This is a genomic window from Pseudomonas sp. CP-1 (assembly GCF_021213715.1).
Lineage (GTDB): Bacteria > Pseudomonadota > Gammaproteobacteria > Pseudomonadales > Pseudomonadaceae > Pseudomonas > Pseudomonas aeruginosa.
In genome coordinates, this window is the sequence record NZ_JAJQKY010000001.1 from 788,798 (window position 1) to 814,671 (window position 25,874).

At 65.2% G+C, this 25,874-nt stretch carries 21 protein-coding genes; 5 read left to right on the top strand and 16 right to left on the bottom strand.

Annotated elements, in window-relative coordinates; translation table 11 throughout:
- Positions 1–227 precede the first annotated feature (227 nt).
- Positions 228–1,463, top strand: coding sequence for an ethanolamine utilization protein EutH (gene eutH / locus LT948_RS03765; RefSeq protein WP_003087169.1), 1,236 nt, complete (start codon positions 228–230; stop codon positions 1,461–1,463).
- Between the two features lie 59 nt (positions 1,464–1,522).
- On the top strand, positions 1,523–1,879 hold the full coding sequence (locus tag LT948_RS03770; RefSeq protein ID WP_003087170.1) for a DUF1937 family protein: 357 nt from the start codon (positions 1,523–1,525) through the stop codon (positions 1,877–1,879).
- A gap of 81 nt (positions 1,880–1,960) precedes the next feature.
- Here the strand turns inward: LT948_RS03770 and LT948_RS03775 are convergent, their stop codons facing one another.
- The 10 genes from LT948_RS03775 to gcl all read right to left on the bottom strand — a co-directional run bounded on the left by LT948_RS03775 (position 1,961) and on the right by gcl (position 14,292).
- Positions 1,961–2,959 (bottom strand): sulfate ABC transporter substrate-binding protein, encoded by a 999-nt coding sequence (locus LT948_RS03775; protein WP_003087175.1) that lies wholly within the window; start codon positions 2,957–2,959, stop codon positions 1,961–1,963.
- Between the two features lie 128 nt (positions 2,960–3,087).
- Complete coding sequence (muiA, locus tag LT948_RS03780; protein ID WP_003087176.1) at positions 3,088–4,743, bottom strand: mucoidy inhibitor MuiA; 1,656 nt, start codon at positions 4,741–4,743, stop codon at positions 3,088–3,090.
- Positions 4,744–4,866: 123 nt separating this feature from the next.
- Complete coding sequence (locus LT948_RS03785) at positions 4,867–5,493, bottom strand: HD domain-containing protein (RefSeq protein ID WP_003083175.1); 627 nt, start codon at positions 5,491–5,493, stop codon at positions 4,867–4,869.
- Positions 5,480–6,331, bottom strand: coding sequence for an ion transporter (locus tag LT948_RS03790; protein ID WP_003083179.1), 852 nt, complete (start codon positions 6,329–6,331; stop codon positions 5,480–5,482). Before LT948_RS03790 ends, LT948_RS03785 begins: the two co-directional genes overlap by 14 nt.
- Before the next feature lie 64 nt (positions 6,332–6,395).
- Positions 6,396–7,310 (bottom strand): urea transporter, encoded by a 915-nt coding sequence (locus LT948_RS03795; RefSeq protein ID WP_003117787.1) that lies wholly within the window; start codon positions 7,308–7,310, stop codon positions 6,396–6,398.
- Positions 7,311–7,676: 366 nt separating this feature from the next.
- Entirely contained in the window at positions 7,677–9,110 is a 1,434-nt protein-coding gene (pyk, locus tag LT948_RS03800) for a pyruvate kinase (protein WP_003110700.1), read from the bottom strand.
- A gap of 1 nt (position 9,111) precedes the next feature.
- Positions 9,112–10,377: a glycerate kinase type-2 family protein gene (locus tag LT948_RS03805; RefSeq protein ID WP_073657210.1), complete on the bottom strand. Its 1,266-nt coding sequence runs from the start codon at positions 10,375–10,377 to the stop codon at positions 9,112–9,114.
- 296 nt (positions 10,378–10,673) lie between these two features.
- Positions 10,674–11,564, bottom strand: a complete 891-nt coding sequence (locus tag LT948_RS03810) for a 2-hydroxy-3-oxopropionate reductase (RefSeq protein ID WP_003087180.1) — start codon at positions 11,562–11,564, stop codon at positions 10,674–10,676.
- 74 nt (positions 11,565–11,638) lie between these two features.
- Positions 11,639–12,421, bottom strand: a complete 783-nt coding sequence (gene hyi / locus LT948_RS03815; RefSeq protein WP_003087181.1) for a hydroxypyruvate isomerase — start codon at positions 12,419–12,421, stop codon at positions 11,639–11,641.
- A 95-nt stretch (positions 12,422–12,516) separates the two neighbouring features.
- Positions 12,517–14,292, bottom strand: coding sequence for a glyoxylate carboligase (gene gcl / locus LT948_RS03820; RefSeq protein WP_033985006.1), 1,776 nt, complete (start codon positions 14,290–14,292; stop codon positions 12,517–12,519).
- Between the two features lie 328 nt (positions 14,293–14,620).
- Between gcl and LT948_RS03825 the strand changes: the two genes are divergently transcribed.
- The gene (locus LT948_RS03825; protein ID WP_003083199.1) at positions 14,621–15,052 is read left to right on the top strand and encodes a GlcG/HbpS family heme-binding protein; all 432 of its coding nucleotides are present in this window, start codon (positions 14,621–14,623) and stop codon (positions 15,050–15,052) included.
- A 404-nt stretch (positions 15,053–15,456) separates the two neighbouring features.
- Here the strand turns inward: LT948_RS03825 and LT948_RS03830 are convergent, their stop codons facing one another.
- Positions 15,457–16,107, bottom strand: coding sequence for a TetR/AcrR family transcriptional regulator (locus LT948_RS03830; RefSeq protein WP_003087183.1), 651 nt, complete (start codon positions 16,105–16,107; stop codon positions 15,457–15,459).
- A 235-nt stretch (positions 16,108–16,342) separates the two neighbouring features.
- On the opposite strand from LT948_RS03830, the gene moaA reads away from it, so the two are divergent.
- Together moaA and LT948_RS03840 are read left to right on the top strand one after the other, a co-directional pair.
- Positions 16,343–17,338, top strand: a complete 996-nt coding sequence (gene moaA / locus LT948_RS03835; RefSeq protein WP_003083204.1) for a GTP 3',8-cyclase MoaA — start codon at positions 16,343–16,345, stop codon at positions 17,336–17,338.
- Positions 17,339–17,522: 184 nt separating this feature from the next.
- Positions 17,523–17,852: a low molecular weight protein tyrosine phosphatase family protein gene (locus tag LT948_RS03840; RefSeq protein WP_003087185.1), complete on the top strand. Its 330-nt coding sequence runs from the start codon at positions 17,523–17,525 to the stop codon at positions 17,850–17,852.
- Between the two features lie 92 nt (positions 17,853–17,944).
- On the opposite strand, the gene LT948_RS03845 is transcribed toward LT948_RS03840, so the two are convergent.
- From LT948_RS03845 to LT948_RS03865, 5 genes are all read right to left on the bottom strand, one after another.
- A complete protein-coding gene (locus LT948_RS03845; RefSeq protein ID WP_003083208.1) occupies positions 17,945–19,312 on the bottom strand; it encodes a nucleobase:cation symporter-2 family protein in 1,368 nt (455 codons plus the stop codon).
- Positions 19,313–19,994: 682 nt separating this feature from the next.
- Complete coding sequence (locus tag LT948_RS03850) at positions 19,995–20,255, bottom strand: PAAR domain-containing protein (RefSeq protein ID WP_003105819.1); 261 nt, start codon at positions 20,253–20,255, stop codon at positions 19,995–19,997.
- A gap of 12 nt (positions 20,256–20,267) precedes the next feature.
- Positions 20,268–21,413 carry a T6SS immunity protein Tli4 family protein gene (locus LT948_RS03855; protein WP_031627624.1) on the bottom strand — a complete coding sequence of 382 codons (1,146 nt, stop codon included), beginning with the start codon at positions 21,411–21,413 and terminating at the stop codon, positions 20,268–20,270.
- Positions 21,410–23,116 carry an esterase/lipase family protein gene (locus LT948_RS03860; protein ID WP_023092023.1) on the bottom strand — a complete coding sequence of 569 codons (1,707 nt, stop codon included), beginning with the start codon at positions 23,114–23,116 and terminating at the stop codon, positions 21,410–21,412. Before LT948_RS03860 ends, LT948_RS03855 begins: the two co-directional genes overlap by 4 nt.
- Positions 23,113–25,641, bottom strand: coding sequence for a type VI secretion system Vgr family protein (locus LT948_RS03865; protein ID WP_073657209.1), 2,529 nt, complete (start codon positions 25,639–25,641; stop codon positions 23,113–23,115). Before LT948_RS03865 ends, LT948_RS03860 begins: the two co-directional genes overlap by 4 nt.
- Between the last annotated feature and the right edge of the window lie 233 nt (positions 25,642–25,874).

The window sequence follows — 25,874 nt, forward strand, 5'->3', positions numbered from 1 at the left end:
AACCACAGGTCCGTAAGGCAGGTCCGCTCTTGGATTGGGCGCCTACTTGACCGTATGGGTGACCAATTTAGGTAAAACGAACCTTCAAATCAACACGAAAACCAAATTGTGGCACGCGAAATGCGAGTGTTCGCTTGGGCGGAGCGACCGGCATGGCCGGCCTCCCGACCAGACAACCAGAAGAACGCATCCCGCTACGGGAGCCTGCCGAGGGGAGAACGACGCAGATGGCCGAGTTCGGAAACTATGTGATTTACCTGATCATGCTGGGTGCGGTACTTGGCGCGCTGGCTTCCATCCTGCGCCCGGAAAGCGGTCTGGGCCGCGAGTTCGTCAACGGCATCCACGCCATCGGTCCGGTGTTCCTCGCCCAGGCCGGCATCATGGTAGCCATTCCCTATCTGTCGAAGGCGATTTCCCATGCCCTCGGCCCGTTCTTCCAGACCCTCGGTTCCGACGTATCCATCGCCGCGCTGTCGATCATCGCGGTGGACATGGGCGGCTACCAACTGGCCGATGCCCTGACCGCCAACCGCGACATGTGGATTACCGCCATGCTGGTGGGCTACACCTCCGGTGCGACCATCGTCTACCTGATCCCGGTCGGCCTGACCATGCTCGAGCGCAAGGACCACAAGTACCTCGCGCTGGGTGCGATGGCCGGGCTGATCAGCATTCCGTTCGCGGTGCTGGCGGCGTTGCTGCTGATTACCCTCAACCACATCCCGGTGCGCGAACTGGTATCGACCGGTTCGCCGGCCCTGCACTACCTGTCGTTGGACTTCCTCGGCATGCTTCGGCTGCTGGCGCCACTGTTCGTCTTCTGCTTCCTGCTGGCCGCCGGCCTGAAGTACCGGGCGACGGCGATGGTCACCGGGTTCCTGGTATTCGGCAAGGTGATGGACGCGTTCATCAAGATGGCCCTGGCGCTTTCCATCGTCCAGCACTTCACCGGAGTCTTCACCAAGGTCTTCGGCGGCTGGGGCTTCGACCCGATGTTCGCCGACGAGAAAGAGTTGTTCCGCGCCATCGAGATCGCTGGCTACATCGGCATCATGCTGGCCGGGACTTTCCCCATCTGCTACCTGTTCCAGCGCTACTGCAAGCGCCCGATGGCGGTCCTCGGCCGTTACCTGGGGCTGTCCCAGCCGGGCGCCACCGCCTTTGTCATGGTACTGGCGAACATCATCGCCACCTACCACCTGTTCAAATACATGAATGCTCGCGACAAGGTGCTTTGCGTGGCCCTGGGCGTCTGCGCCCAGGCCACCATCGGCGATCACCTGGCATTCACCGCCAACTTCCAGCCGACGCTGATCCTGCCGATCCTGCTCGGCAAATTGTTCGGCGGCCTGCTGGCGGTATTCATCGCCATCCGCATCTCGGTGCCTGCCGCCGAGCGCTATGCCCGGCAGGAGCAGGAGCATGACGAGGCGGAAAAAAGCGCCCTGCACGCAGCCTGAAACATCCCCCGACGAGCGCCGCGAGCCATCGCGGCGTCGCTTTCCGCAACGAGGTAACCATGCGCAAGATATTCCTAGCCTGTCCCTACAGCCATGCCGACGCCGAGGTGGTCGAGCAGCGCTTCCGTGCCTGCAACGAGGTCGCGGCGACCATCGTCCGCGCCGGCCACGTGGTATTCAGCCAAGTCTCCATGTCCCACCCGATCAACCTGTGCCTGGCCGATCTCGACCGCGCGGCGATCGGCAGGTTGTGGGCGCCGGTGGACGCCTTCTACATGGATCACCTGGAAGAGCTGATCGTCCTCGACCTGCCGGGCTGGCGAGACAGCGCCGGCATCCGCCGCGAGATGGAGTTCTTCGAGGCCGGCGGACAGCGGGTGAGCCTCTGGTCCGAGGTGGAGCACGAGTTTCGCTGAGGCGGCAGTGGCTGAACTGCAAGCCGAATGAAAAAGCCGGAAGCGCGAGCGCTTCCGGCTTTTTCGTCGAGCGGCGAGGGATCAGTTGGGGCTGTAGATCTGGTCGAATACGCCGCCGTCGATGAAGTGGGTCTTCTGCACGCTGCGCCAGTCGCCGAAGGTCTTCTCCACCGAGAAGAAGTCGACTTTCGGGAAGCGGTCGGCGAACTTGGCGAGGATCTCCGGGTTGCGCGGGCGCAGGTAGTTGTTGGCGGCGATGGTCTGGCCCTCGTCCGACCACAGGTACTTCAGGTAGGCCTCGGCCTGGGCGCGGCTGCCTTTCTTCTCGACCACCTTGTCGACCACCGCCACCGGAGGCTCGGCCTCGGCGGACACGCTCGGGTAGACCACCTCGAAGCCGCCTCGGCCGAATTCGCGGGCGATCATCTCGGCTTCGTTCTCGAAGGTCACCAGTACGTCGCCGATCTGGTTCTGCATGAAGGTAGTGGTGGCGGCGCGGCCGCCGGTGTCGAGCACCGGTACCTGCTTGAACAGTTTGCCGACGAACTCCTTGGCCTTGTTCTCGTCACCGCCGTTCTTCAGCACGTAGCCCCAGGCGGAGAGATAGGTATAGCGGCCGTTGCCGGAGGTCTTGGGGTTCGGCACCACTACCTGGACGCCGTCCTTGAGCAGGTCCGGCCAGTCCTTCAGGGCCTTGGGGTTGCCCTTGCGAACGATGAACACGGTGGCCGAGGTGAACGGCGCGCTGTTGTTCGGCAGGCGGGTCGCCCAGTCCTTCGGCACCAGGCCGCCGTTGTCGGCGAGGGCGTCGATGTCGGTGGCCTGGTTCATGGTGATGACGTCGGCGGGCAGACCGTCGATCACCGAGCGCGCCTGCTTGCTGGAACCGCCATGGGACATCTGGATGGTGATGTTCTCGCCTTTCTCCGCTTTCCAGTATTTCTGGAAGGCCGGGTTGTATTCCTTGTAGAAGTCGCGCATCACGTCGTAGGAGACGTTGAGCAGGGGCTGGGCGGCGTGAGCGGCGCCGCCGAGCGCCAGGCCGGCGGCCAGCAGGGAGGCGCTGAACAGTCGTTTCACAGGGCAGTTCCTTTGGGCATGTTGTAGTGGCTCGACTATAACGTCGGGTTATATGCAGGGTAAATATCAAAAACTGCTTTGCTTATTACCCGCTCGAGCCTATGCCGCGGCCGGCGCTTTGGCCAGCGCTAGTCGAGGCCGCTGACCGCCAGGTCCTTGGGATACTCCACGCTGAACTTCAGGGCGGCGCTGCGTTTCTCGCCGGGTTGCAGGGTCCAGTCCCACTTCAGCTTGCCGTCGTCCTCGCGCTTGATTTCCTGCGCCTTGGGTTCCAGCAAGGTGACCTGGATCTGCTCGTTGCGCGAGACCGGCAACTGGTCCTCGAACTGCACGCGTTCGGCGTTCTTGTGGTTGTTGCGCACGTCGATGCGGAATTCGTAGTTGACCCGCGTGCGGTTGCCGATCAGGCCGCTGCTGTCGGTGTAGCGCTTGACCAGCTTGCGTTCGATGCCGATGCCCTCGTCGGCGCCCAGTGCCAGTTCGAAGCTTTCCCCGGGCATCACCCCGCGCAGATGGCCGCTGGCGACGAAGCTGTTGCCGAGAAAGGTATTCAGGGTGCCGGGGAGCAGCGGGTAGTCGCTGTCGTTGCGGGTTTCCGCCTCCAGGTAGGCGGTTTCGCGCAGGGCCGGGGCCGCCAGGTAGCGCAGCTTGGCCGGCATTTCCAGGCGGGCGATGGTGACCTTCTGCGCGCTGCCGTCGCTGTTCAGGGTCGCCGGCACGGGGATGTGGAAAGAGGCGCTGGCGGCTCCGCTGCTGACCTCCGCGGTGGCGAGCCGCGCCTCGGCCAGCTTCGGCGCCGAGGCCGGCATGGCCATCTTCGCCGAGGTCCTGGCGATGGGCGCGGCTTGCGGCATGGGCGCCGGAGCGTCCTGCATGGCCATCTCGGCACCGTAGTAGGCGTTGGGCGCGTCGATGTCGACGATCCAGGGATTCAGCCGCGGTACGTTGCCGCCCAGGGCCGGACGGGCGGTGGAGAGGGTTAGGTCGATGTCGGTCCAGTCTTCGCCGCTGCTCTGCCGGACCAGGCCCTGGTAGGTCAGTTCGATGGTCTTCGCGCCGTCGCGCAGGCGCGCGTCGTAGGTCGGCTGCCAGGAGGCGTCGCGCAGGGTGTAGTCGAGCTTCACCTCGACCTGTGCCGGTTGCTCCAGGGCGACCCGCAGGACCGCGCGCTTGAAGCGCTTGCCGTCGCCGTTGAGGGTGCCGCGCTGCTCCTGCAACTGCTGCTTGCGCTGTTCCAGTTCGGCGGCGCGGTCGTCCAGCTGGCGCTGCTCGGCGAGCAGGCGTTCGAGGTTGCCTTCGGTCAGTTGCAGCAGGCTCTTCAGCTCGTCGATGCCGGGCATGGGGCGATCCTTGCCGGGCTGGGTGCTGCCGCTCTGGATGTCGGCGAGGAACTTCTTCTGCGCTTCGAGCACGCTGCCGCGGTCATGGATTTCCCGCAGTTGCCGGTCTATCTCGCGCAGTTGCTGGTCGAGCTGCTGCACACGATTGTCGTCCGGACGCTCGACCCGTTGCGCGGCGCTGCTGACGTCGAGCAGGGTGGCGGCGGCGCTGGCGCCGAGGGACGCGCGCAGGCTGGCGTCGTCGAGCTGGAAGGGCAGTTGCTCCAGGGCGATCTCATGCTGGCCCTTGGGCAATTGCAGGCGGGCGGTGCGGGTGACCACGGCACGGTCGGCGTAGACGGTGACCGCGCTGATGCGGCTGTCGACCGCTTGTGGCGCGGCCAGCAACGGAGCGCTGGCGAACAGGCCGGCGAACAGGAGCGGAGAGGCGGCGAGTCGATTCACGATATCTCTTCCTTGGGCGGATGGAGGGGCGAGGAACCCGTGCGTGCGGTCCCTTCCTGCTGCCTGAGACGCAAGCGCGGTGAAAGACGGGTTAAGCGGCGCGAAGAAATTTTCCCGTGCGGCTCAGGCCGGCTGTTCCAGGCGCTCCAGGGCACCGCGCAGGTTGGCGCGGGCGGCGGCCTCCCAGCGCTGCCGCAGCGGTTCGCAGTGGTACAGCGCCGGTTGCTCCAGCAACTGGCGCAGCAACTTGCCGCGCCCGGCGCGGAACAGCGGTTCCGGCACCCAGGCGTATTCGGCGCGGACGTCCGCCTCGTAGCGTGCGTAGACCGGCGCCGGCGCGGCGAGGATGGCGAGGTCGAGATCCACCACCAGGGCTGCGTCGGCGTCTCCCGGCGGCGCCTGGTGACAGGTGGCCATGATCAGTTCGCGCAGGGCCGGCCGCAGCGCCGCCAGCCCGGCCTGGTCGAGCCAGCGCTCGGTGCTGGCGGCGCTGGCGGCCTCGTTGTCCTGGCGCTGGGTGTCGTAGACCAGGTCGTGGGTCCACAACGCCAGCTCCACCAGGTCCGGCCGCCGCGCCAGTTGGCGCCAGCGGTCGAAGTGCTCCAGGCAGGCGAGGATGTGGCGATCGCTGTGGTAGTGCCGGTCGGCCCCGCCATAGGCCGCCAGCAGCGCGTCGAAGGCATCCGCCGGCGGGTTGCCGCCGAGTCGCTGCCAGAGGGCGTCCCAGCGCTGCCGGTCAAGACTTCCCATGGCTGCCTTCCTCGCGAGGGAACAACGGGTTGCCGCAGCGGCAGCAGAATGCCGCCTGCACTTCGTGGGTCGCCTTGCGGCACACCGGGCAATCCCGCTGCAACAGGTTGGCCGGGTCCTGGCGCATCGCGGTGGCGAGTTCGGCGGTGAAGATCCCGGTGGGCACCGCGATGATCGAGTAGCCGGTGAGCATCACCAGGCTGGCGATGGCCTGGCCGAGCGGGGTCTTCGGGGTGATGTCGCCGAAGCCGACCGTGGTCAGGGTGACGATCGCCCAGTAGATGCCGCGGGGGATGCTGGTGAAACCGTGCTCCGGGCCTTCGACCACGTACATCAGCGCGCCGAACACGGTGACCAGGGTCATCACGGTGAGGAAGAACACGATGATCTTCTGCTTGCTGCCGCGCAGGGCGGTGAGCAGGAAATTGGCCTGGCTCAGGTACTGGCGCAGCTTGAGCACGCGGAAGATCCGCAGCATGCGTATCACCCGGACGATCAGCAGGTACTGGGCGTCGGGGTAGAGCAGGGCGAGGAAGCCGGGGAGGATCGCCAGCAGGTCGACCAGGCCGTAGAAGCTGAAGGCATAGCGCAGCGGCTTGGGCGAGCAGTACAGGCGCAGCAGGTATTCCACCAGGAAGATGCCGGTGAAGCCCCATTCGATGTAGGCCAGCAGGTCGCCGTAGTCCTGGTGGATCTCGTCGATGCTGTCGATCATCACTACCAGCAGGCTGGCCAGGATCACCAGCAGCAGCGCGCTGTCGAAGCGCCGGCCGTCGCGGGTGTCGGTCTGGAAGATGACGATGTAGAGGCGTTCGCGCCAGCTGTCGGGTGCGCTCATCGTGGCTCCTGATGATGGATGCGGCACCTTACCAGACTAGCCCGCCGGCGCCAGCGTTCCCCGCTCAGGAGCGCCGCCGGCCGAGTCGCGCGCCGAGGCTGCCGGCCAGGCGCAGGTAAAGGCGCTCGCCGCCAATGCAGAGCAGGCAGGCGAGGATGAACGGTGCGGTCAGCGCCGGCAGGCCGAGCAGGCCGAACAGCGGTTGCAGCGCCACCGCCAGGCCCATGCCGAGCAGTGGCGGCCAGACGCTGCGGTAGCGCAAGGCCAGGGCCAGCCCGGCAAGAGCGGCGTTCAGGCCGTAGAGCCCGGCGAGCGCGCTCGCCCAGTCGTAGCCCAGCAGCCAGGCCAGCGGCAGGCTGGCCGCGGCGCCGGCGAGGGCCCAGGCGGCCGAGGGACGCGAGACCAGCAGCAGGCCGAGCCAGACCAGCAGCCCTGCCAGCGGTTCACCGAGGAAGATGATCTCGCCGATCCCCAGCGTTAGCGCCGCCAGCTCCGCCGTGCCGCTCCAGGCGCAGCTGAAGCAGCCGCCATGGGCCGCCGGGGCCAGGCCTAGCCAGGCGCCGAGGGGCACCAGCCACCAGCCGTTGAGGACGAAGCCCAGGGTATAGGGCGGTAGCCAGCGGCGTCGGCGCAGCCCATGCAGGAACAGGCGCTGCAACGCCACGCTGGCCAGGCAGCCGAGCGCTACCAGCGACACCAGTCCCGGCGACCAGGCGAAGCGGAATGCCAGCAGCATGCCGATCAGCACGGCGTTGTAACCGTACAGCCCGGCCTCGATGTCGCTGTCGGCGCAACGCAACAGGCGCGCCAGCAACGGGCCGAGGGCGCCGCCAAGGAGGGCGCCGGCGAGCAGCGGCGGTGCGCCGACGGCGATCGCCAGCAGACAGGCCAGGCCCAGGCGTGGGTCGCCCTGGAGGAACACCTGGCTGATGCCGCGCAGGAGGATTCGGGATGCATTGAGGAGAGGTTGCAGGGGCATGGCGGTCAGTGCGGCAAGGGCCGCTCGGCAGGCACGGAGATGCCAGGCCTGCGCGAGGGGCGGGGGCGGTCATTGTAGGGTCTGGCGCGGAGGCGACGCACCCCGGACGAGAAGGCCAGGCGAGGGTCATGCATGCAGGGCGTTCCAAGAAGAAAAAAAGACCTCCGGCAGGAGTTGAACCGGAGGCCTTGAATGTCCATGGCCTGCATGGGAGTGCGCGAGGGAGGCCATGGTCCGACAAGAAGGTCTTTCCCGGATGGATGGAGACGCGGCCCCGTATTTCCGGCCCCATCCATCCGAGAGAGACAAGGGTGGCCCGACCCGCATGCCCGGGGGGACGGCGCGAGCCGGACCGAACTCGTTGCTTCAGAGATCTCCCAGCGGCGGCGCCACGGTCTCGATGCGCAGCATGTTGGTCGAGCCGGGGCGACCGAACGGTACGCCGGCGGTGACCACCACGGTGTCGCCGCGGCGCGCCATGCGCTGGGCCAGGGCGATGTCGAGGGCGGTCGAGCAGATCTCGTCGACGTGCGCCAGTTGCTCGTTGACCACCGAATACACGCCCCAGGCCACGGTCAGTCGCCGCGCGGTGCGCAGGTTCGGGGTCAGGCTGAGGATTGGCGCCTTGGGCCGCTCGCGGGCGGCGCGCAGGGTCGAGTTGCCCGACTCGGTGTAGTTCACCAGCACCGCCACCGGGAGGATCCGGCTGACCCGGCGGATCGCGCAGCTGATCGCATCGGAGACGGTAGCGTCGGGCTGCGGACGGTTGACCTCGAGCTGGACGTGGTAGTCCGGCTCGGCCTCCACCTGGCGGACGATCTTCGCCATCATCTCTACCGCCTCGCGAGGGTATTGTCCGGAAGCGGTTTCCGCCGAGAGCATCACCGCGTCGGCGCCGGCGCCCACCGCGGTGGCTACGTCGGTCACCTCGGCGCGGGTCGGGGCGGGGGAGAAGCGCATCGACTCGAGCATCTGGGTAGCCACCACCACCGGCTTGCCGAGCTGGCGGCAGACCTGGACGATGCGTTTCTGGATGCCCGGCACGCTCTCCGCCGGCACCTCTACGCCGAGGTCGCCGCGCGCCACCATGATCGCGTCGGCGCGCTCGGCGATCGCCTCGATGGCGCTCACCGCGCTGGGCTTCTCGATCTTGGCCATGAGGAAGGCCTTGTCGCCGATCAGCCCACGGGCCTCGTCGATGTCCTCCGGGCGTTGCACGAAGGACAGCGCCACCCAGTCGACCCCCAGTTCCAGGCCGAAGGCCAGGTCGCGGCGGTCCTTGTCGGTCAGCGGGCTGAGTTGCAGCACCGCTTCCGGCACGTTGACGCCCTTGCGATCGGACAGCTCGCCACCCACCGCCACGCGGGTCTCGATGGCGTCGCTGTGGCAGTTGACCACTTCCAGGCGGATCTTGCCGTCGTCCAGCAGCAGGCTCATGCCCGGCTCCAGGGCATGGATGATCTCCGGATGCGGCAGGTTGACCCGCCGCTCGTCGCCGGGGACGTCGCTGAGGTCGAGGGTGAAGGTCTGCCCACGCTGCAATTGCACGGCACCGGCGGCGAAGCGGCCGACCCGCAGCTTCGGACCCTGCAGGTCCATGAGCACGCCGATCGGGTAGTTCAGTTCCGCTTCCACCTCGCGCACCCAGGCGAAGCGCTGCGCGTGATCGGCGTAGTCGCCGTGGCTGAAGTTCAGGCGGAACAGGTTGGCGCCGGCCTCCACCAGGGCACGGATATCGTCGCGGCTGCGGGTGGCCGGGCCGAGGGTGGCGAGGATCTTGGCTTTCTTGTCGGCTGTCATGTCAGGACTCGAGGATGAGAATGGCGCGGAAGTCGTTCACGTTGGTGCGGGTCGGTCCGGTCACCAGCAGGTCGCCGAGGGTCTGGAAATAGCCGTAGCCGTTGTTGTCGTCGAGCTCGTCGCGGATCTTCAGACCGGCCTTTTCGCCGCGCGCATGGGAGCAGGGCGTCATCAGCGCGCCGGCGTTGTCTTCCGAGCCGTCGATGCCGTCGGTGTCGCCGGCCAGGGCCCAGATGTTCGGTTCGCCCTTTAGCTCGGCGGTGAGGCTGAGGAGGAACTCGGCGTTGCGTCCGCCGCGACCGTTGCCGCGCACGGTGACGGTGGTCTCGCCGCCGGAGAGGATCACGCAGGGCGCCGCCAGCGGCTGGCCGTGCTTGCGGATCTGCCGGGCGATGCCGGCGTGGACCTTGGCGACTTCCCGCGCTTCGCCCTCCAGGTCGCCGAGGATCAGCGTCGAGAAGCCGGCCGCGCGGCACTTCACCGCTGCTGCGTCGAGGGCGTTCTGTGGCGTGGCGATCAACTGGAAGTGGCTGCGCGCCAGGTACAGGTCGTCGGGCTTGACGGTTTCCGAACGTGGGTCGGCGAGCCAGTCGAGGACGTTCTGCGGCACGTCGATGGCGTAGCGCCTGAGGACCGCCAGGGCGTCAGCGGAGGTGGTCGGGTCGCCGACGCTGGGGCCGGAGGCGATCACCGTGGCCTCGTCGCCGGGAACGTCGGAAATCGCGTAGGTATAGACGCTGGCCGGCCAGCAGGCCTTGGCCAGGCGACCGCCCTTGATCGCCGAGAGGTGCTTGCGCACGCAGTTCATCTCGCCGATGGCGGCGCCGGACTTGAGCAGCGCCTTGTTCACCGCCTGCTTGTCCGCCAGGCCAATGCCTTCGGCAGGCAGCGAAAGCAGTGCGGAGCCGCCGCCGGAGAGAAGGAAGATCACCCGGTCGCTCTCGTTCAGGCCGCTGATCAGTTCCAGCACGCGACGGGCGACGCGCTCGCCGGCGTCGTCGGGCACCGGATGGGAGGCTTCCACCACCTCGATGCGACTGCATTGCGCGCCGTAGCGGTAAGGCGCCACTACCAGGCCCTGGATCTCGCCCTGCCAGTGCTTCTCCACCACTTCGGCCATGGCTCCGGCGGCCTTGCCGGCACCGATGACGATGGCGCGCCCGCTGCGATCTTCCGGCAGGTGGTCGGCCAGCACCTGGTAGGGATGGCCGGCTGCCACCGCGGTATTGAACAGCTCGGTGAGAAAGGCGCGTGGATCGGTACTCATGACAGGCTCCGAATTTCTTGTTGTCGTGCCGCCGGTCGGACCGGCGGTCGCAGCGTCGTCGACGCTTCCATTCCGCAGCACCCGCGCCGGCGGGAACTGGGGAATGGAAGCGAGGCGCCCGGACGCAGAGGCCGTGAATCTCCCGGCCGGGCGTTCGCTTCCTTTACCCCGCCTTGTGGGCGGGGAAGGAAGAGGGCGGCGGCGAACACCGGAGTTCGCCGACCGTTCCTCTCCCCGAGCCCTTCGAAAAGGGGTTCGTCGCTCCGCGCGGGGTGACGGCCCGCGCGGACTGCGGATCACTCGTCGCGGATCGAGAAGTTGGCCATGTGCTCCAGGCCCTTGATCAGCGCCGAGTGGTCCCAGTTACTGCCGCCGATGGCCGCGCAGGTGCTGAACACCTGCTGGGCGTTGGCGGTGTTGGGCAGGTTCAGGTTCAGCTCGCGGGCGCCGGCCAGGGCCAGGTTGAGGTCCTTTTGGTGCAGGCTGATGCGGAAGCCCGGGTCGAAGGTGCCCTTGACCATGCGTTCGCCGTGCACCTCGAGGATCCGCGAGGAGGCGAAGCCACCCATCAGCGCCTCGCGCACCTTGGCCGGATCGGCGCCGTTGCGGGCGGCGAACAGCAGGGCCTCGGCGACCGCCTGGATGTTCAGCGCGACGATGATCTGGTTGGCCACCTTGGCGGTCTGGCCGTCGCCGTTGCCGCCGACGCGGGTGATGTTCTTGCCCATCGCCTGGAACAGCGGCAGGGCGCGTTCGAAGGTGTTCGGGCAGCCGCCGACCATGATGCTCAGGGTCGCCGCCTTGGCGCCGACCTCGCCGCCGGAGACCGGGGCGTCCAGGTACTGCGCGCCGGTAGCCTTGATCTTCTCGGCGAAGCCCTTGGTGGCGGTGGGGGAGATCGAACTCATGTCGATCACCACCTTGTTCGGGCCGACGCCCTCGGCGATACCGTCCTTGCGGAACAGCACATCCTCGACCTGCGGGGTGTCCGGCACCATGACGATGATGAACTCGGCTTCCTGGGCCACTTCCTTCGGGTTGGCCAGGGCAATGGCGCCGGCCTCCAGCAGGTCGGCCGGAGCGGCGTCGTGGTGGGTGGAAAGGAACAGGCTGTGGCCGGCCTTCTGCAGGTTCTGCGCCATGGGCTTGCCCATGATTCCGGTGCCGATGAATCCGATCTTGGCCATGAGAGTGTCTCCTGGTTCTGTCTGTCGAGTGGCTCCGCGCAGGGAGGCGGGAGCGTCTTGTTCGTGGGTGCGGATCAGACGACGTTGTGCGTCTTCATCCAGCCGAGGCCGGCTTCGGTGGTGGTGGCCGGCTTGTACTCGCAGCCGATCCAGCCCTGGTAGCCGATGCGGTCCAGGTGCTCGAAGAGGAAGCGGTAGTTGATCTCGCCGGTGCCCGGTTCGTGGCGGCCGGGGTTGTCGGCGAGTTGCACGTGGTTGATCGCCGCCAACTGGTTTTCCAGGGTGCGGGCCAGGTCGCCTTCCATGATCTGCATGTGATAGATGTCGTATTGCAGGAACAGGTTGGCGCTGCCGACCTTGTCGCGGATCTCCAGGGCCTGGCGGGTGTTCTGCAGGTAGAAGCCGGGGATGTCGAGGGTGTTGATCATCTCCATGACCAGGCGGATGCCTGCGGCTTCCAGCTTGTCGGCGGCGTAGCGCAGGTTGTCGACGAAGGTCTTCTCGACGCTGGCGCAGTCGTGCCCCTGCGGCCGGATCCCGGCGAGGCAGTTCACCTGGCGGTTGCCCAGCACCCTGGCGTAGGCGATGGCCTTGTCGACCCCCTCGCGGAACTCCTGGACCCGATCCGGGTGGCAGGCGATGCCGCGCTCGCCCTTGGCCCAGTCGCCGGCCGGCAGGTTGAACAGCACCTGCTCCAGGCCGTTGGCTTCCAGGCGGGCCTTGATCGCCTCGGCCTCGACGTCATAGGGGAAGAGGTACTCGACGCCGGCGAAGCCGGCCTTGGCGGCGGCGTCGAAGCGTTCGAGGAAATCCACCTCGGTGAACAGCATGGACAGGTTGGCGCAGAAACGGGGCATGTCTTGCTCCTATCGTTCGGTCAAACGTTCGGGAGGCCTTTCGCCGGGGGCGGGGTGCCGCACGCACCGTCCGCGCCTCCGGGAAAGGCCGGCGATCAGTCGAGCAGCGAGATGGCGGTCGGCGCGTCGGCGCCTTTCTCGGCCAGTTCCTCGAACTCGTTGATGGCGTTGATCTCGGTACCCATGGAGATGTTGGTGACGCGCTCCAGGATCACCTCGACCACCACCGGCACCTGGTGCTGCTGCATCAGTTCGCGGGCCTTGGCCAGGGCGGCGCCGATCTCGTTCGGGTCGAACACCCGGATCGCCTTGCAGCCCAGGCCCTCGACCACCGCGACGTGGTCGACGCCGTAGCCTTCCAGCTCGGGGGCGTTGATGTTGTCGAAGGCCAGCTGCACGCAATAGTCCATGTCGAAGCCGCGCTGCGCCTGGCGGATCAGGCCCAGGTAGGAGTTGTTCACCAGTACGTGGATATAGGGCAGCTTGAACTGCGCGCCGACCGCCAGTTCCTCGATCATGAACTGGAAGTCGTAGTCGCCGGAGAGCGCCACCACCTGGCGGCTCGGGTCGGCCTTGACCACCCCCAGCGCGGCGGGAATGGTCCAGCCCAGCGGGCCGGCCTGGCCGCAGTTGATCCAGTGGCGCGGTTGGTAGACGTGGAGGAACTGTGCGCCGGCGATCTGCGACAGGCCGATGGTGCTGACGTAGCAGGCATCCTTGCCGAAGAACTCGTTCATCTCTTCGTAGACGCGCTGCGGTTTCACCGGCACGTTGTCGAAGTGGGTCTTGCGCTGCAGCGTGCGTTTGCGCTGCTGGCAGCTTTCCAGCCAGGCGGCGCGCGACTTCAGCTTGCCGGCGGCCTTCCATTCGCGGGCCACTTCGAGGAATGCGTCGAGGGCGGCGCCGGCGTCGGAGACGATGCCCAGGTCGGGCATGAACACCCGGCCGATCTGGGTCGGTTCGATGTCGACATGGATGAAGCGGCGACCTTCGGTATAGACCTCGACGCTGCCGGTGTGGCGGTTGGCCCAGCGGTTGCCGATGCCGAGCACCAGGTCGGATTCCAGCAGGGTGGCGTTGCCGTAGCGGTGCGAGGTCTGCAGGCCGACCATGCCGGCCATCTGCGGGTGGTCGTCGGGGATTACGCCCCAGCCCATCAGGGTCGGGATCACCGGGATGCCGGTCAGCTCGGCGAATTCGCGGAAGCGCTCGGCGGCGTCGGCGTTGAAGATGCCGCCGCCGGCCACCAGCAGCGGGCGCTCGGCTTCGTCGAGCATGGCCAGGACCTTCTCGGCCTGGACCCGGGTGGCCTTCGGCTTGCTCACCGGGAGGGGCTCGTAGACGTCGATGTCGAACTCGATCTCGGCCATCTGTACGTCGAACGGCAGGTCGATCAGTACCGGGCCGGGCCGGTCGCTGCGCATCAGCTGGAAGGCCTTCTGGAATACGTAGGGGACCTGGGCCGGTTCCAGCACGGTGGTCGCCCACTTGGCCACCGGCGCGGCGATGCTGGAGATGTCGACCGCCTGGAAGTCTTCCTTGTGCAGGCGCGCGCGCGGGGCCTGGCCGGTAATGCAGAGAATCGGGATGGAGTCGGCGGAGGCGGAGTAGAGGCCGGTGATCATGTCGGTGCCGGCAGGGCCGGAGGTGCCGATGCAGACGCCGATGTTGCCGGCCTTGGTACGGGTGTAGCCCTCGGCCATGTGCGAGGCGCCTTCGACGTGACGGGCCAGGACATGGTCGATGCCGCCGATCTTCTTCAGCGCGGCGTACATGGGGTTGATCGCGGCACCAGGGACGCCGAACGCGGTATCCACGCCTTCGCGGCGCATCACCAGTACGGCAGCTTCGATTGCTCTCATTCTGGCCATCGTTTTGTTCCTCGTTCTTATACTAATTGTGTACAAAAGTTTGAACGATTCTAGGCAGAGGGGGAGCGCAAGGTCAAGATGGGTTGTATACGCTGGAAAAAGCTGCTGAAATCAATTTTTCCTTAATAAAAACAATGAATTACCATTTTTGTTAGCAGGCTTATAAAACCAGCGTTTGAAAAAATGTATACAAAATTATGTTCATATTGTTCTGGAATGTTGCTTTCGTAGAGCCGGTCGGCTACTAGATTGGGTACAAATTTTCGAACGCGCCCGCATAGCGGGTGGTTTCCCGATTTCTAGCCTTAACAACTCGAGAGGAACGACCATGACCACCATCAGTCTGGAAACCGCGCTGGGCATTACCCGCCAGGCGCTGGCGGTGGGACGCGAGCTGTCCACCGCGCCCCTGACCATCGCAGTGCTCGATGCTGGCGGCCACCTGGTGGCGCTGCAGCGCGAGGACGGCGCCAGCATGCTGCGACCGCAGATCGCCATCGGCAAGGCCTGGGGCGCCGTGGCCCTGGGCAAGTCGTCGCGGCTGCTGGCGGCGGATGCGCAGCAGCGGCCTTCGTTCATTTCCGCGGTGAACACCCTGGCCCATGGCAATCTGGTTCCGGCGCCGGGTGGGGTGCTGATTCGCAACGACAAGGCAGAGGTGGTCGGCGCGGTCGGTATCAGCGGCGATACCTCGGATATCGACGAGCAATGCGCGATCCAGGGCGTGCTGGCGGTCGGGCTGGTGCCCGACGCCGGTTGAGCTTGTGGCCCGCTCACCAGGACCGGGCCTTCGCTCCCTTCTTCAGGTGGCGTACGCCGCTATCCACCAGGTTCTCCGTGCCATACCTGCAGCGGGGCTCGTTCGAGGCCAGGAATAGCGCGGCACTGGCGATCTCCAGCGGCTCCCCCAGGCGTCCCGGCCAATCTTCTCCCTCAGCGCCTGGGCGGCCTCGAGATCGGTAGCGGCCTTGTCCAGCGCTGGCGTCCGGGGCGGCCCCGGGCTCAGGGCGTTGACCCGGATACCGTGCTCGAGCAACTCCGCCGATAGCGTCCAGGCGAGGTGTATGCGGAGCTGCCGCCGCGGGTCGAATACCGCGTCACGCCGCTCGGTGCGAAGCCGGCGCTGGGGCGGGGGCGGCACGCGATTGAGCGTGCCGCGGCGGGTCAGAGCGGCAGCGGCCGAAGCCGGCCGGCGCTCTTGCCGGATTGCCCGTCGGGCGTGCAGCCTTTCAGGACTAGGCGGGTGATGGTTTCCACCGCAGCGTCGTAGTCGGCGTCGCTGAGCTGTTCCTTGCCGGTGACGATGGAAATCTGCCAATCGAAGTCGGCATAGGTCTGGGTCGCCGCCCAGATGGCGAAGAGCAGGTGATGCGGGTCCACCGGGGCGAGCTGGCCACGGTCGATCCAGGTCTGCAGGCAGGTGACGTTGCGCTGGGCCTGGGCGTTCAGTTCGTCGAGGTATTCCTTCGGCAGGTGCGGCGCGCCGTGCATGATCTCGCTGGCGAAGACCTTGGAGGCATGCGGCAGCTCGCGGGAGATGCGGATCTTCGAGCGGATGTAGGCGGGCAGGGCGAGCAGCGGGTCGTCTTCCACGCGGAACGGCGCCGACGCTTGCAGCAGCGGCTCGACGATGCTTTCCAGCACGCAGCGATAGAGGTTTTCCTTGGACTGGAAGTAGTAGTAGACGTTGGGCTTGGGCAGGCCGGCGCGGGCGGCGATGTCGCTGGTCTTGGTCGCCGCGAAGCCCTTGTCGGCGAATTCCTCGCTGGCGGCGCGGAGGATCAGGCGCTTGTTGCGCTCGCGGATGCTGGTCATCAGTCCTTGTTCTTCATTGCTGCAACGGCGGCAGGAAGCCGAGGATGGTAGCACCCGCCCGGAGCGCCCCTCAAGCAAGGTGCGAGCGAGGCGGAGGCCCGGGAAATCCTGACCCGCCGGTTCATTTGCCCTATACATTTCCCGGTATTTGGAGTATTCGTTAGGGGTATCGAGTCGCCCGCTCGCACTCACCCACCGAGCGCCGGGCGAGCCCCCCGGAACAGAACGAGTCACTATGTCCGATTCCCGCCTGGTCGATCCCTTCGGCCGTCGCATCACCTACCTGCGCCTGTCGGTGACGGATCGCTGCGACTTCCGCTGCACCTACTGCATGAGCGAAGACATGCAGTTCCTTCCCCGCGACCAGGTCCTCAGCCTGGAAGAACTGTACGCGGTGGCCGACGCCTTCATCGGCCTCGGCGTGCGGCGCATTCGTATCACCGGCGGCGAGCCGCTGGTGCGCAAGGGCATCACCGGCCTGCTGGCACGCCTGGGGCAGCGTGCGGAACTGGAAGACCTGGCGATCACCACCAACGGTTCGCAACTGCGCGAGCGCGCCGCCGAGCTGAAGGCCGCCGGCGTCCGCCGCCTCAACGTCAGCCTCGACTCGCTGCAGCGCGAACGCTTCGCCGCCTTCACCCGTAGCGATCGCCTGGAGCAGGTGCTGGACGGCATCCAGGCGGCGCGCGAAGCCGGTTTCGAGCGGATCAAGCTGAACTGCGTGGTACAGAAGGGCCGCAACGACGACGAGATCCTCGACCTGGTCGAGTACGCCCTGGCCAACCAGTTGGACATCAGTTTCATCGAGGAAATGCCGCTGGGCAGCATCACCAGCCACCGTCGCGAACTGACTCTCTGCACCAGCGACGAAGTCCGCGCGATCATCGAGCGCCGCTGGCCGCTGACCCCGAGCCTGGCGCGCAGCGGCGGGCCGTCGCGGTATTACCAGATCGGCGACGAGCCCAGCCGGATCGGCTTCATCTCACCTCACAGCAATAATTTCTGCGGCGACTGCAACCGCGTGCGCGTCACCGCCGAGGGCAAGCTGGTGCTCTGCCTCGGCCACGAGGGGGCGCTCGACCTGCGCGAACTGCTGCGCAGCCATCCCGGCGACCGCGAGCGCCTGAGCGCGGCACTGGTGGCGGCGCTGAACCTGAAGCCGGAGCGGCATCACTTCGACGCCCAGGAGCAGGTCCAGGTGCTGCGTTTCATGAGCATGACCGGCGGCTGACGGTATCCTCCTGGGGCGATGGCACCAACGGCGCCATCCGCCGCTTCCTCCCCCATGCCACCCGGGCGACCGTGTTCCGGCACGCACCGCTCGCTGCCCCGTCCCGGGAAAAGCGACGCGGCGCAACACCGAAACGCGGCGAAGAAGTCATGCTGCCTGCCGCGCCAGCAAAGGAAAGCCTCCCATGCACCGGGTCCTGTTCATCTGCAGCCGCAACCGCCTGCGTAGTCCCAGCGCCGAACGGCTGTTCGCCGACTGGCCGGGCGTCGAGACCGATTCCGCCGGGCTGGCGGCGGACGCCGAGACGCCCCTGGAGCGCGAGCAACTGGAGTGGGCGACGCTGGTCGTCGTCATGGAGCGCCGCCACCGGCAGGCGCTGCTGCGCCGGCACGCCGCGGCGATGAAAGGCAAGCGCCTGGTCTGCCTGGATATCCCGGACGACTACGCCTACATGCAGGCGGAATTGCTGCATCTGCTGGAGCGCAAGGCGGGGCCTTTCCTTCGGCGGGACTGAGTGGTGCGGACCGCGAGCGGAAAAAAAAGAAGCCGGACGAAGTCCGGCCCGAGGGAAGGGCGGACCGGAAGTGTCGCCGGTCCGCCAGGGAGTCAGGAGTGCTTGGGCGCCGGCGCGTGGCTGCCGCACAAGTGGCTGCGGTCGTTGCGGCTGAGGATGTTGAACAGCAGGTTCAGCACCACCGCCCAGATCGCGGTCATGGCGATGCCGCTATGGGTGATCGGCTCCATCCAGACCGGCAGGCGGGCGAAGAAGTCCGGGCGCACCACCGGCACCATGCCCATGCCGATGCTTACCGCCACCAGCAACTGGTTGCGGCGGTCGGTGATGTTGGCCTCGTGGAGGATCTGGATGCCGCTGGCGGCGACCATGCCGAACATGGCGATGCCGGCGCCGCCGAGTACCGCCGGCGGGATCGAGGCGACCAGGAAGGCGGCCTTGGGCAGCATGCTGAGGAGGATCAGGAAACCGGCGGCGGCCACCGTGACGTAGCGGCTGCGCACCCCGGTCATCTGCACCAGGCCGATGTTCTGGGCGAACGAGGAATGGGTGAAGGTGTTCAGGAAACCGGCGAAGAACGAGGCGCCGGCGTCGCAGAGCAGGCCGCGGCGCAGTTCGGTCGGGGTGATCTCGCGGCCGGTGATCTTGCCCAGGGCGAGGAACATGCCGGTGGACTCGACGAAGATGATCACTACCACCAGGCACATCGACAGGATCGGCGCCAGGTCGAAGGTCGGCGCGCCGAAGTGCAGCGGGGTGACGATGTCGAACCAGGGGCGCTCGGCCAGACCGCCGAGGTCGACCATGCCCATGCCGCCGGCGATCGCGTAGCCCAGGCCCATGCCCATCAGCACCGAGATGTTGACCCAGAAACCGCGCATGAAGCGGTTGATCAGGAGGATGGTGCAGAGCACCAGGCTGGAGAGGAACAGGAAGTGCAGGGAGCCGAAGTCTTCCGCGCCCTTGCCGCCGCCGGCCCAGTTGATCGCCACCGGGAACAGGCACATGCCGATCGAGGTGATCACCGTGCCGGTCACCAGCGGCGGGAAGAAACGCACGATGCGCGACATGAAGGGGGCGATGAGCATGCCGAAGAAGCCGGCGGCGATGGTCGCGCCGAAGATCCCGGTGATGCCCACGCCGGGCATCCCGGCCATCGCCACCATGCTGCCGACGGCGGCGAAGCTGGCGCCCATCATCACCGGCATGCGGATGCCCATCGGGCCGATGCCCAGCGACTGGACCAGGGTGGCGATGCCGGCGACCAGCAGGTCGGCGTTGATCAGGAAGGCGATTTCCTCGCGCGAGAGGCCGGCCGCCTGGCCGACGATCAGAGGCACGGCGACGGCGCCACCGTACATCAGCAGCACATGCTGGAAGCCCACCAGCAGCAGCTGCGTCAGAGGCAGGCGCTGGTCTACGGGCGAGTCGGGGATGCGGCGATCAGTTACCACGGACATGCAACACCTCAGGCGTTTTTATTGTTGTCAGTCGCAGGCGGACACCGGAAAAGGCAGGTTCCGGCGGCCGGGTATTTCTGGCCGAACATCCACCCCAGGCTTCAGGGCGATGCGGTGGGGTGTTTTATATCCCCGTTGTGTGCTCGATTCAATCGATTTTTTGTATACAAAGTAATTTTTTGTAGTTGACCAATCGGTCTACTACAGGCTTTCCAGAGCTGCTTCCACTGTATCCATAGAACTGGCGCCGGCTACCCCCGGGACGCCCGGCGGTGTACGACATTGGTCGGATAGCCGACGTGCTCTAGCCGCTGGGAGTTTTCAGCGACCCCTACCTCAGTGAGCGCAAGCCCGGTGCAGCAAGGCCTTGAACCCTGTCGCCCGGGATCAGCCATGGGTCTTTGCGGAACGCCTGCTTGCATTGGCGACTACAAGCAGCGACGTGCGCGAGAGCAACCGGCTATCTGAGCGCCAGTAGATCCTGGCGGCAATGGAGACGCTCAACGAGCAAAGAGAATGCCGCCAGCGCTTGCTGGAGTGCACAACGGCAGACTGGCCAAGGTGCCAAGGCTCGGGGCAGGTCATGCTGGGCAAGAAGCCGGCGGAGTTTTCCTGAGCGTTCTACAGGAGAGGCACGAAGGAGGTCGCCGAAGTCGTTCGGCATATCGAACGTCCCCCTTTTTCAGCTTTCGGCAGCGCCCAACGGGCCACTGGCAATCAGGCTGGCACCACAAGCTGTTTTCATCCCATGTAGCGCGACCGGGACCCCATTCACATCCAGCAGGGCGCTACCTTCGGTAATGGGGAAGGTTCCCTTGCACAAGGGGCAAACCACTTGGTGGCCTACACCGGCCATCGGCTTGCCGTTGAGGTCGGTCTGGCCGAACGCCTCAATCACCGTGCCTCCATGGCTGGTGGTGTCGCCAAGGCGAATGATGTCCATCGCGGGTTGCTCCTATAGGTCGTCCAGCCAGCTGTCTTTTGGCTTCAGGCTGGAGAGGAATTCCTCGTAGACATAGTCATCACCCAGCGTTTGGCCGCCAGGCGTAGCGGGTTTCGGAGCAGGGGAAGGACCGGCATTTCCGCCACGCGGCGATGAAGACGTCGGGCGCACGCGGATCGAATCGACAATGGCGTCCCACAGTTCCAAAGCCTCTTTGTCCGATTTGAAGGCAGGGGGCGGTGGTTTACCGTTTTCATTGCTGCGTTCCAGTACCGCCAGTCCCGCAGTAAGATTGGGCTCGGTTAGCGATTCCTCCTTGCCTTGAACCTCCCACATGAATGTGTAGGCGCGCTGTCCCTTGTTGCTTCCCGCAACCAAGTACTCCTCTCCCGGAAGGCTCCCCACAGGGTGCTTCCCCTTTCTCAATCTCTCGACTCCAGCAACCGTAGCGAGCATGTTCTGCACGAAGCCGTCGACTCGCTCAAGAAGGCTGTTTAGCTCAGATCCCGTGGAGGAGCGGAATTCAAAGCGCGCACCAGGGTGATTGGGAAAGGTAACACCTACGCCAAACTCTTCATCTTGAAAACTATCCCCTGCAATATAGGCATGATCAATGCAAAAGCCCGGCTCAGTTGGAGCTTCTTTGGGCTCGCGAGAGCGAAGGCTTCGGGATATATCATTGATAGCTTCCTCCCCTTCCTTCTCTTTGTCGTGAGTAACTTCTCCTGAGTATAGAAAAACCTCTCCCTTGGGATGAGCCACAAAATATGAGTCAACCCTATAAGAAAGCAAACTAGCATTCGAATCCCAAGACCACAGGCTAATGGCTCCAGCCTTGTCTTCCGCCCTCCGAACAAACATGCTCTCCTTTGTTTTTTTATGAATGCCATTCCGTAACTCTTGCTCGCGATGGGCAATCCTGGCTGCTAGCTCAGCAGGTGTGCCATCTAGCCGTTGGATGTTGTCGCCCCATAGATAGTATCCGGCGTTAATTACCGCGTCAGGCGGCAGATCAATCAGAAAGCGACCAAAGCAATGAGTGATCCATCCGGTCTTGTCCATGGAAGGGCTCCGAGAAGAAGAAAACGAAGTACAACTGGTCATGCTGGTCAAGACCACCAACCCAAGTACAGCAAACAACCGACGGGGATGCATCATGTCCCTCCTTTGTCATTAGGATGCCAATCCGCCAACTGGGTGATTTTGATCACACCATATAGCGCTGCCCATTGGGCACGAGCATCGTTGTAACTCTCCTGGTGCTCATAGCCCCGTTTGGTATTGGCCTGTCCCTTGCCCTTGCTGCCATGCCGAAAGCTGGCCTTGACACCTGCCAGGGCAGGCGCCTGGCCGGAGTCGGTCGGTACCGTTTCGTCACCTCCGCTGCCGGAAGCGTCCAGTGGATTTCCCGCCTCCAGCGGACCCTGCACTATGGTGGGCAAGCCCCGGCGGAACCAACTGTTGTAAGTGCCGTTCTCATCGTCGTTGAGTGTGGCGCCAGGGGTTTCCAGAGGGGTCGGGTCACCTTTCCAGATCAAATCACGCCAACTATGGCGGCTATCGTCAGCACCGTAATGAACATAGGTTTCGACGTGGTAGCCCGCCGTAGCCAATTCATTATGAAAGTCAGCAATAGCATCAATTTTCTTCTCAAAAATTACCCTGGGATTTTTCTTTTTATTTTCAGTGTTTGATAAGTCTAGATATTGTGCATTTTGTTCAGGCACCAATCCATACCACGTAGAGCTCTTGTATATCTCTTCATAAGGATCCTGGTTCTGCGGATAAGCCCGAGGCTTTCCATCAATATCCTTGAGTACCTGGCCTTGCGCGTCGCACAGAAACAGCCAGGGACGTCCTTCCCGGTATTCGGCGCTAGGGGCCAACTCCAGCGCGCCGGCCGAGTTGGCGACAACGGCTGTCACTTCACCGGCATTTCGTCCCAGCACGACCTGTGCGATACCTTCATAGCCACAACGCATATGATGGTAGATGGTCGAGGAACCCGTCGCAGGTTGCACGCCATGCACCACCCCCAATACGCGCTCATAGCCGTGCAACTGCGTCAAGGCACGCGCCACCAGCCCTCCCATAGAGTGGGTGACCAGAATGACTTTCATACGACTTATTTGCTCGGGATCGAGACCATACTCCTTCTGGTAGAAGGGCCACACCGTGTTCTCGATGTAGTCGCGTACATCCAGCGCCGACTGCCGATTGGACTGTAGCCAGTTATAACCGGCGCACCAGACGTCGAACTGGTATCGGCTGGCCTTGAGCAATTCCTCTTCATCGATCGGCCCCACCTTTCCCTGCTCCTCACCCTGATCTCCAGGAGGAGAGAGGGCTTCGTCATTCCACCATGCCTGGAGTTCCCTACGGCTGACGATGTTATCCAGTCGCCTCTCCATTAATCCCATGACGGGGTTGTACGCACTGCGCATGACCTTGCCCCAGCCGCGCAGGCGGGCAGCCTCTTCATCCAGGCCAGACTGGCCGACATCGATCGTGCCTTGGTCATCGACTTCCACTCTCTCGGCTCTCAGAAGTTTTTGACGGACCTTTGGGCCCCTCCAGGCCCAAGTCCACAACGCACCAAACGAGGCAGCGAAATCTCCCAGAGGCCACAGACCATTCGGCGGCCTCCAGACCTCACTTTTATCTGCCTTGTTGCGCAGGTTGGTTCCCATGATCCCCGGAATGAAGATCACCGGCAGGGGAGCGGTCTGCCGAACCAGCGCCACCTTTTCGCTCTGGTTGTCGGTACGGGTCAACTGCGCCTTGTAGACAGGCCGTCCCAGCCTGTCGCGAGAGCGAGGGATGATCACATCCTGATTCGGCTCGAGCGGTTCGCTGCTCATGTGTTGGACTCCGTGTCGCTGTTGTGACTGCCCTTGCCCAGGATGCGTATCTGCACCGGGTCCATGGCCAGGTGTTGTTGCTTGGGTAAACGGCCCTGGCTGTCGGTCATCAGTTTCACCACACCACCATCGCCTCGTATCACTTCAACGGCGATATTGGGTAACGGCTCCAGCGTGGCTTCGTCGCGCAGGACATACCGGTCATCGAACGGTGTCGAATCCCAGGCGTTGAAGCTGGTCGATGCATGAGCGGGACCGACATGACTGTGCTTCGCCGCCTTGACCACGAAGTTGCCGGGCATGCCCAGCTCGATGTTGCCGCCCTTGAGGGTCAGGTAGGCGCCGCCGCACATCAGGGTGATGTGCTCCTTCGCGGTGACCAGCACGTGCTGCTGGCTGGCGCTGACCTCCACGCTCTGCTCGGCTTCCAGGCGGATGTCGTTCTTCTGCGCCTGCAGCAGCATCGGCCCCTGGTGGGTGATCTGGCGCAGCTCGCCGCCCTGGGCGAACAGGCCGATGTCGCTGCCGGCGTTGATCACCACCTTCTGCCCGGCGGTCACCTGCTGGTTCTGCCGGGCCACGCTGTCGACGTGCTCGCCGGCGGCCAGGGTCAGGCTCGCCGGCGTCGCCGCGGCGATCCCTGCCGGACCGCTCAAGGCGATCGCCGGCTTGCCTCCGTTGCTCTTGCCGGACTCGTCGTTGGCACCGTGGCCGAGGTCGCGCACGGCTTCCTGGAGGGTTTGCTGCGGCGCCGCGTCGTGCCCCACGCCCTGGTGCTCCCCGGCGTAGTCGCCCAGCTCGCGGGCCAGCTCCAGCGCCGCCTCCAGCACCTGCACCACGACGCCTCGGTCGAGATGGCCGGCGCCGGCCCTGAGCTGCTCCTCGGTGCTCAGCAGCAGCCCCTTGGCCGCACGCACCGCGCCATGTTCGTCGGTGCGCAGTTCGAAGCCCTCGCCGCGTGGCTTGCCGCCTTCGGGCCGAGGATGGGTCAGGTAGCCCAGGTGCAGCGCGCTGGCACCGTGGTCGCTCATCAGCGCCGCACTGATCTGCGCCGTGGTGTCGTCGATGCGCAGCTCGTTGGCCCGACTGCCCTTGTACTCCTTGCTCTTGATGGTGCTGAGGATCTTGTGGTCGGGCAGCGCGTAGGGCGGTCGGTTGGTCGCCCGGTAGGTGCGCCCGGTGACGATCGGCTGGTCGCAGTCGCCGTCCAGGTAATCGACGATCACCTCCTGGCCAATCCGCGGGATCGCCATGTGTCCCCAGTCGGCACCCGCCCAGTTCTGCGCGACCCGTATCCAGCAGGTACTGAATTCATCGTGACGTCCCTCGCGATCCCAGGGGAACTGGACCTTCACCCGTCCCCACTCGTCGCAATGGATCTCTTCCCCTGCCGGGCCGACTACCGTCGCGATCTGCGGACCATCGATACGCGGCCGAGGCAGCGGTGCGGGACGCCATTCGACGTCCTCGGGTACCAGTTCGGCGCGCAGGTCGTAGCTCACCCCCAGAGGGGCGTCGGCGGACTCTTCCTCCTGGCCGGCATACTGGGTGCCGCGATGGATCACCCGCACCGGCCGCCACCAGGCGTTGAAGTCGGCACGCGGATGACCTTCCAGGGCAAAGGCGTGGCCCGGGATCAGCCGCGGGTCGTCGCCGCTGACCGATGCCACCCGTGCATCGCGCCGATGTCCTCTGAGGCGGCTTTCGCTGAAAGGCCGGCCCGCGCCGCTCTTCTTGTAGCGACCGGGGTAGTCGTAGCGCTCGTAGGACGAGTCCTGATGCTCGAGCGCCTCGCCAGCGAGATGATGCTCCTGGTCGTAGGTCGGGCGCTTGAAGCTGTAGTCCCGCTGGGTCTGTCGAGCCGTACGAACATTTTCGCTGTAGCGGAAAGAATGAAGCACCGGCTGTGGGTTGTCACCCTCCGGCTGGGCGCTGAACAGTACCGGGCCGCCGGCGATACGCTCCTGGACGTAGAGCCGGTCGCTGCAGACCAGGGTGTGGCGGTGTTCGTCGAAGCGGAAGTAGTAGACCAGGCCTTCCTCGAAGGCCAGCCGGTCGTGCAGGTAGTGATCGCTGTCGCCGGCCTGCACGCAGTATTCGCGTGGCAGGTGCTCGTGGTAGATACGCTGTTCGTAGTCGAGCACCCGGTGCTCCTTGAGCAGCGCCTGGAGAATCTCCGGAACACTCTTCTCCTGGAATATCCGCCAGTTGCAGCACAGCTCCAGGCGCGCCAACTGCGGTTCCAGCAGCAGTTCGTAGCGGGTCCGGCGAAAACCCGAGCTGCCCTGGGTGAAGTGGCTGACGATGCCATGGACATAGCGGGCCGGACGGCCGTCCTGCCAGAGGGTGAAGGTGCCCGGCTGGTCGAGTACCTGCTTGAAATCGATGGCGTTCTTGTCGCTGGCCAGCTTCAGGTTCAGGCGGAAAGGCTCGCAGAGCGCTTCTTCCAGTTCGAACTCGACGACATCGAACGCGAGTTTCCCTTCGCCGACGACGAAGGTGAATTTCAGGTCCCTTTGACGCATGGATCGTTCCTTGTTCCTGGCGGGCGGTTCCTCCCCCATCCGTTGGAGAAGCGAGCCCCACGTTACTCTTGCTCAGCCGCTGCCGAAAGTCTTGGCTCTGTGTCGATTTCGCGAAGTAGCGGACATTTTCGGCTCGACGGAGAACCGGCCGTACAGGTGTACGACCGGTGTGCCTGTCAACTCACCCTGCGACCGGGGAGCGCCAGTCGTCGGAGCCGGAGGTGCCGGAGACT

What these genes read in the sequence shown, in the direction of transcription:
- eutH (WP_003087169.1), top strand. Translation starts at nt 228, where the DNA reads ATGGCCGAGTTCGGAAACTATGTGATTTACCTGATCATGCTGGGTGCG.
- LT948_RS03770 (WP_003087170.1), top strand. Translation starts at nt 1,523, where the DNA reads ATGCGCAAGATATTCCTAGCCTGTCCCTACAGCCATGCCGACGCCGAG.
- LT948_RS03785 (WP_003083175.1), bottom strand. Translation starts at nt 5,493, where the DNA reads ATGGGAAGTCTTGACCGGCAGCGCTGGGACGCCCTCTGGCAGCGACTC.
- LT948_RS03790 (WP_003083179.1), bottom strand. Translation starts at nt 6,331, where the DNA reads ATGAGCGCACCCGACAGCTGGCGCGAACGCCTCTACATCGTCATCTTC.
- LT948_RS03795 (WP_003117787.1), bottom strand. Translation starts at nt 7,310, where the DNA reads ATGCCCCTGCAACCTCTCCTCAATGCATCCCGAATCCTCCTGCGCGGC.
- pyk (WP_003110700.1), bottom strand. Translation starts at nt 9,110, where the DNA reads ATGACAGCCGACAAGAAAGCCAAGATCCTCGCCACCCTCGGCCCGGCC.
- LT948_RS03805 (WP_073657210.1), bottom strand. Translation starts at nt 10,377, where the DNA reads ATGAGTACCGATCCACGCGCCTTTCTCACCGAGCTGTTCAATACCGCG.
- LT948_RS03810 (WP_003087180.1), bottom strand. Translation starts at nt 11,564, where the DNA reads ATGGCCAAGATCGGATTCATCGGCACCGGAATCATGGGCAAGCCCATG.
- hyi (WP_003087181.1), bottom strand. Translation starts at nt 12,421, where the DNA reads ATGCCCCGTTTCTGCGCCAACCTGTCCATGCTGTTCACCGAGGTGGAT.
- gcl (WP_033985006.1), bottom strand. Translation starts at nt 14,292, where the DNA reads ATGGCCAGAATGAGAGCAATCGAAGCTGCCGTACTGGTGATGCGCCGC.
- LT948_RS03825 (WP_003083199.1), top strand. Translation starts at nt 14,621, where the DNA reads ATGACCACCATCAGTCTGGAAACCGCGCTGGGCATTACCCGCCAGGCG.
- LT948_RS03830 (WP_003087183.1), bottom strand. Translation starts at nt 16,107, where the DNA reads ATGACCAGCATCCGCGAGCGCAACAAGCGCCTGATCCTCCGCGCCGCC.
- moaA (WP_003083204.1), top strand. Translation starts at nt 16,343, where the DNA reads ATGTCCGATTCCCGCCTGGTCGATCCCTTCGGCCGTCGCATCACCTAC.
- LT948_RS03840 (WP_003087185.1), top strand. Translation starts at nt 17,523, where the DNA reads ATGCACCGGGTCCTGTTCATCTGCAGCCGCAACCGCCTGCGTAGTCCC.
- LT948_RS03845 (WP_003083208.1), bottom strand. Translation starts at nt 19,312, where the DNA reads ATGTCCGTGGTAACTGATCGCCGCATCCCCGACTCGCCCGTAGACCAG.
- LT948_RS03850 (WP_003105819.1), bottom strand. Translation starts at nt 20,255, where the DNA reads ATGGACATCATTCGCCTTGGCGACACCACCAGCCATGGAGGCACGGTG.
- LT948_RS03855 (WP_031627624.1), bottom strand. Translation starts at nt 21,413, where the DNA reads ATGATGCATCCCCGTCGGTTGTTTGCTGTACTTGGGTTGGTGGTCTTG.
- LT948_RS03860 (WP_023092023.1), bottom strand. Translation starts at nt 23,116, where the DNA reads ATGAGCAGCGAACCGCTCGAGCCGAATCAGGATGTGATCATCCCTCGC.
- LT948_RS03865 (WP_073657209.1), bottom strand. Translation starts at nt 25,641, where the DNA reads ATGCGTCAAAGGGACCTGAAATTCACCTTCGTCGTCGGCGAAGGGAAA.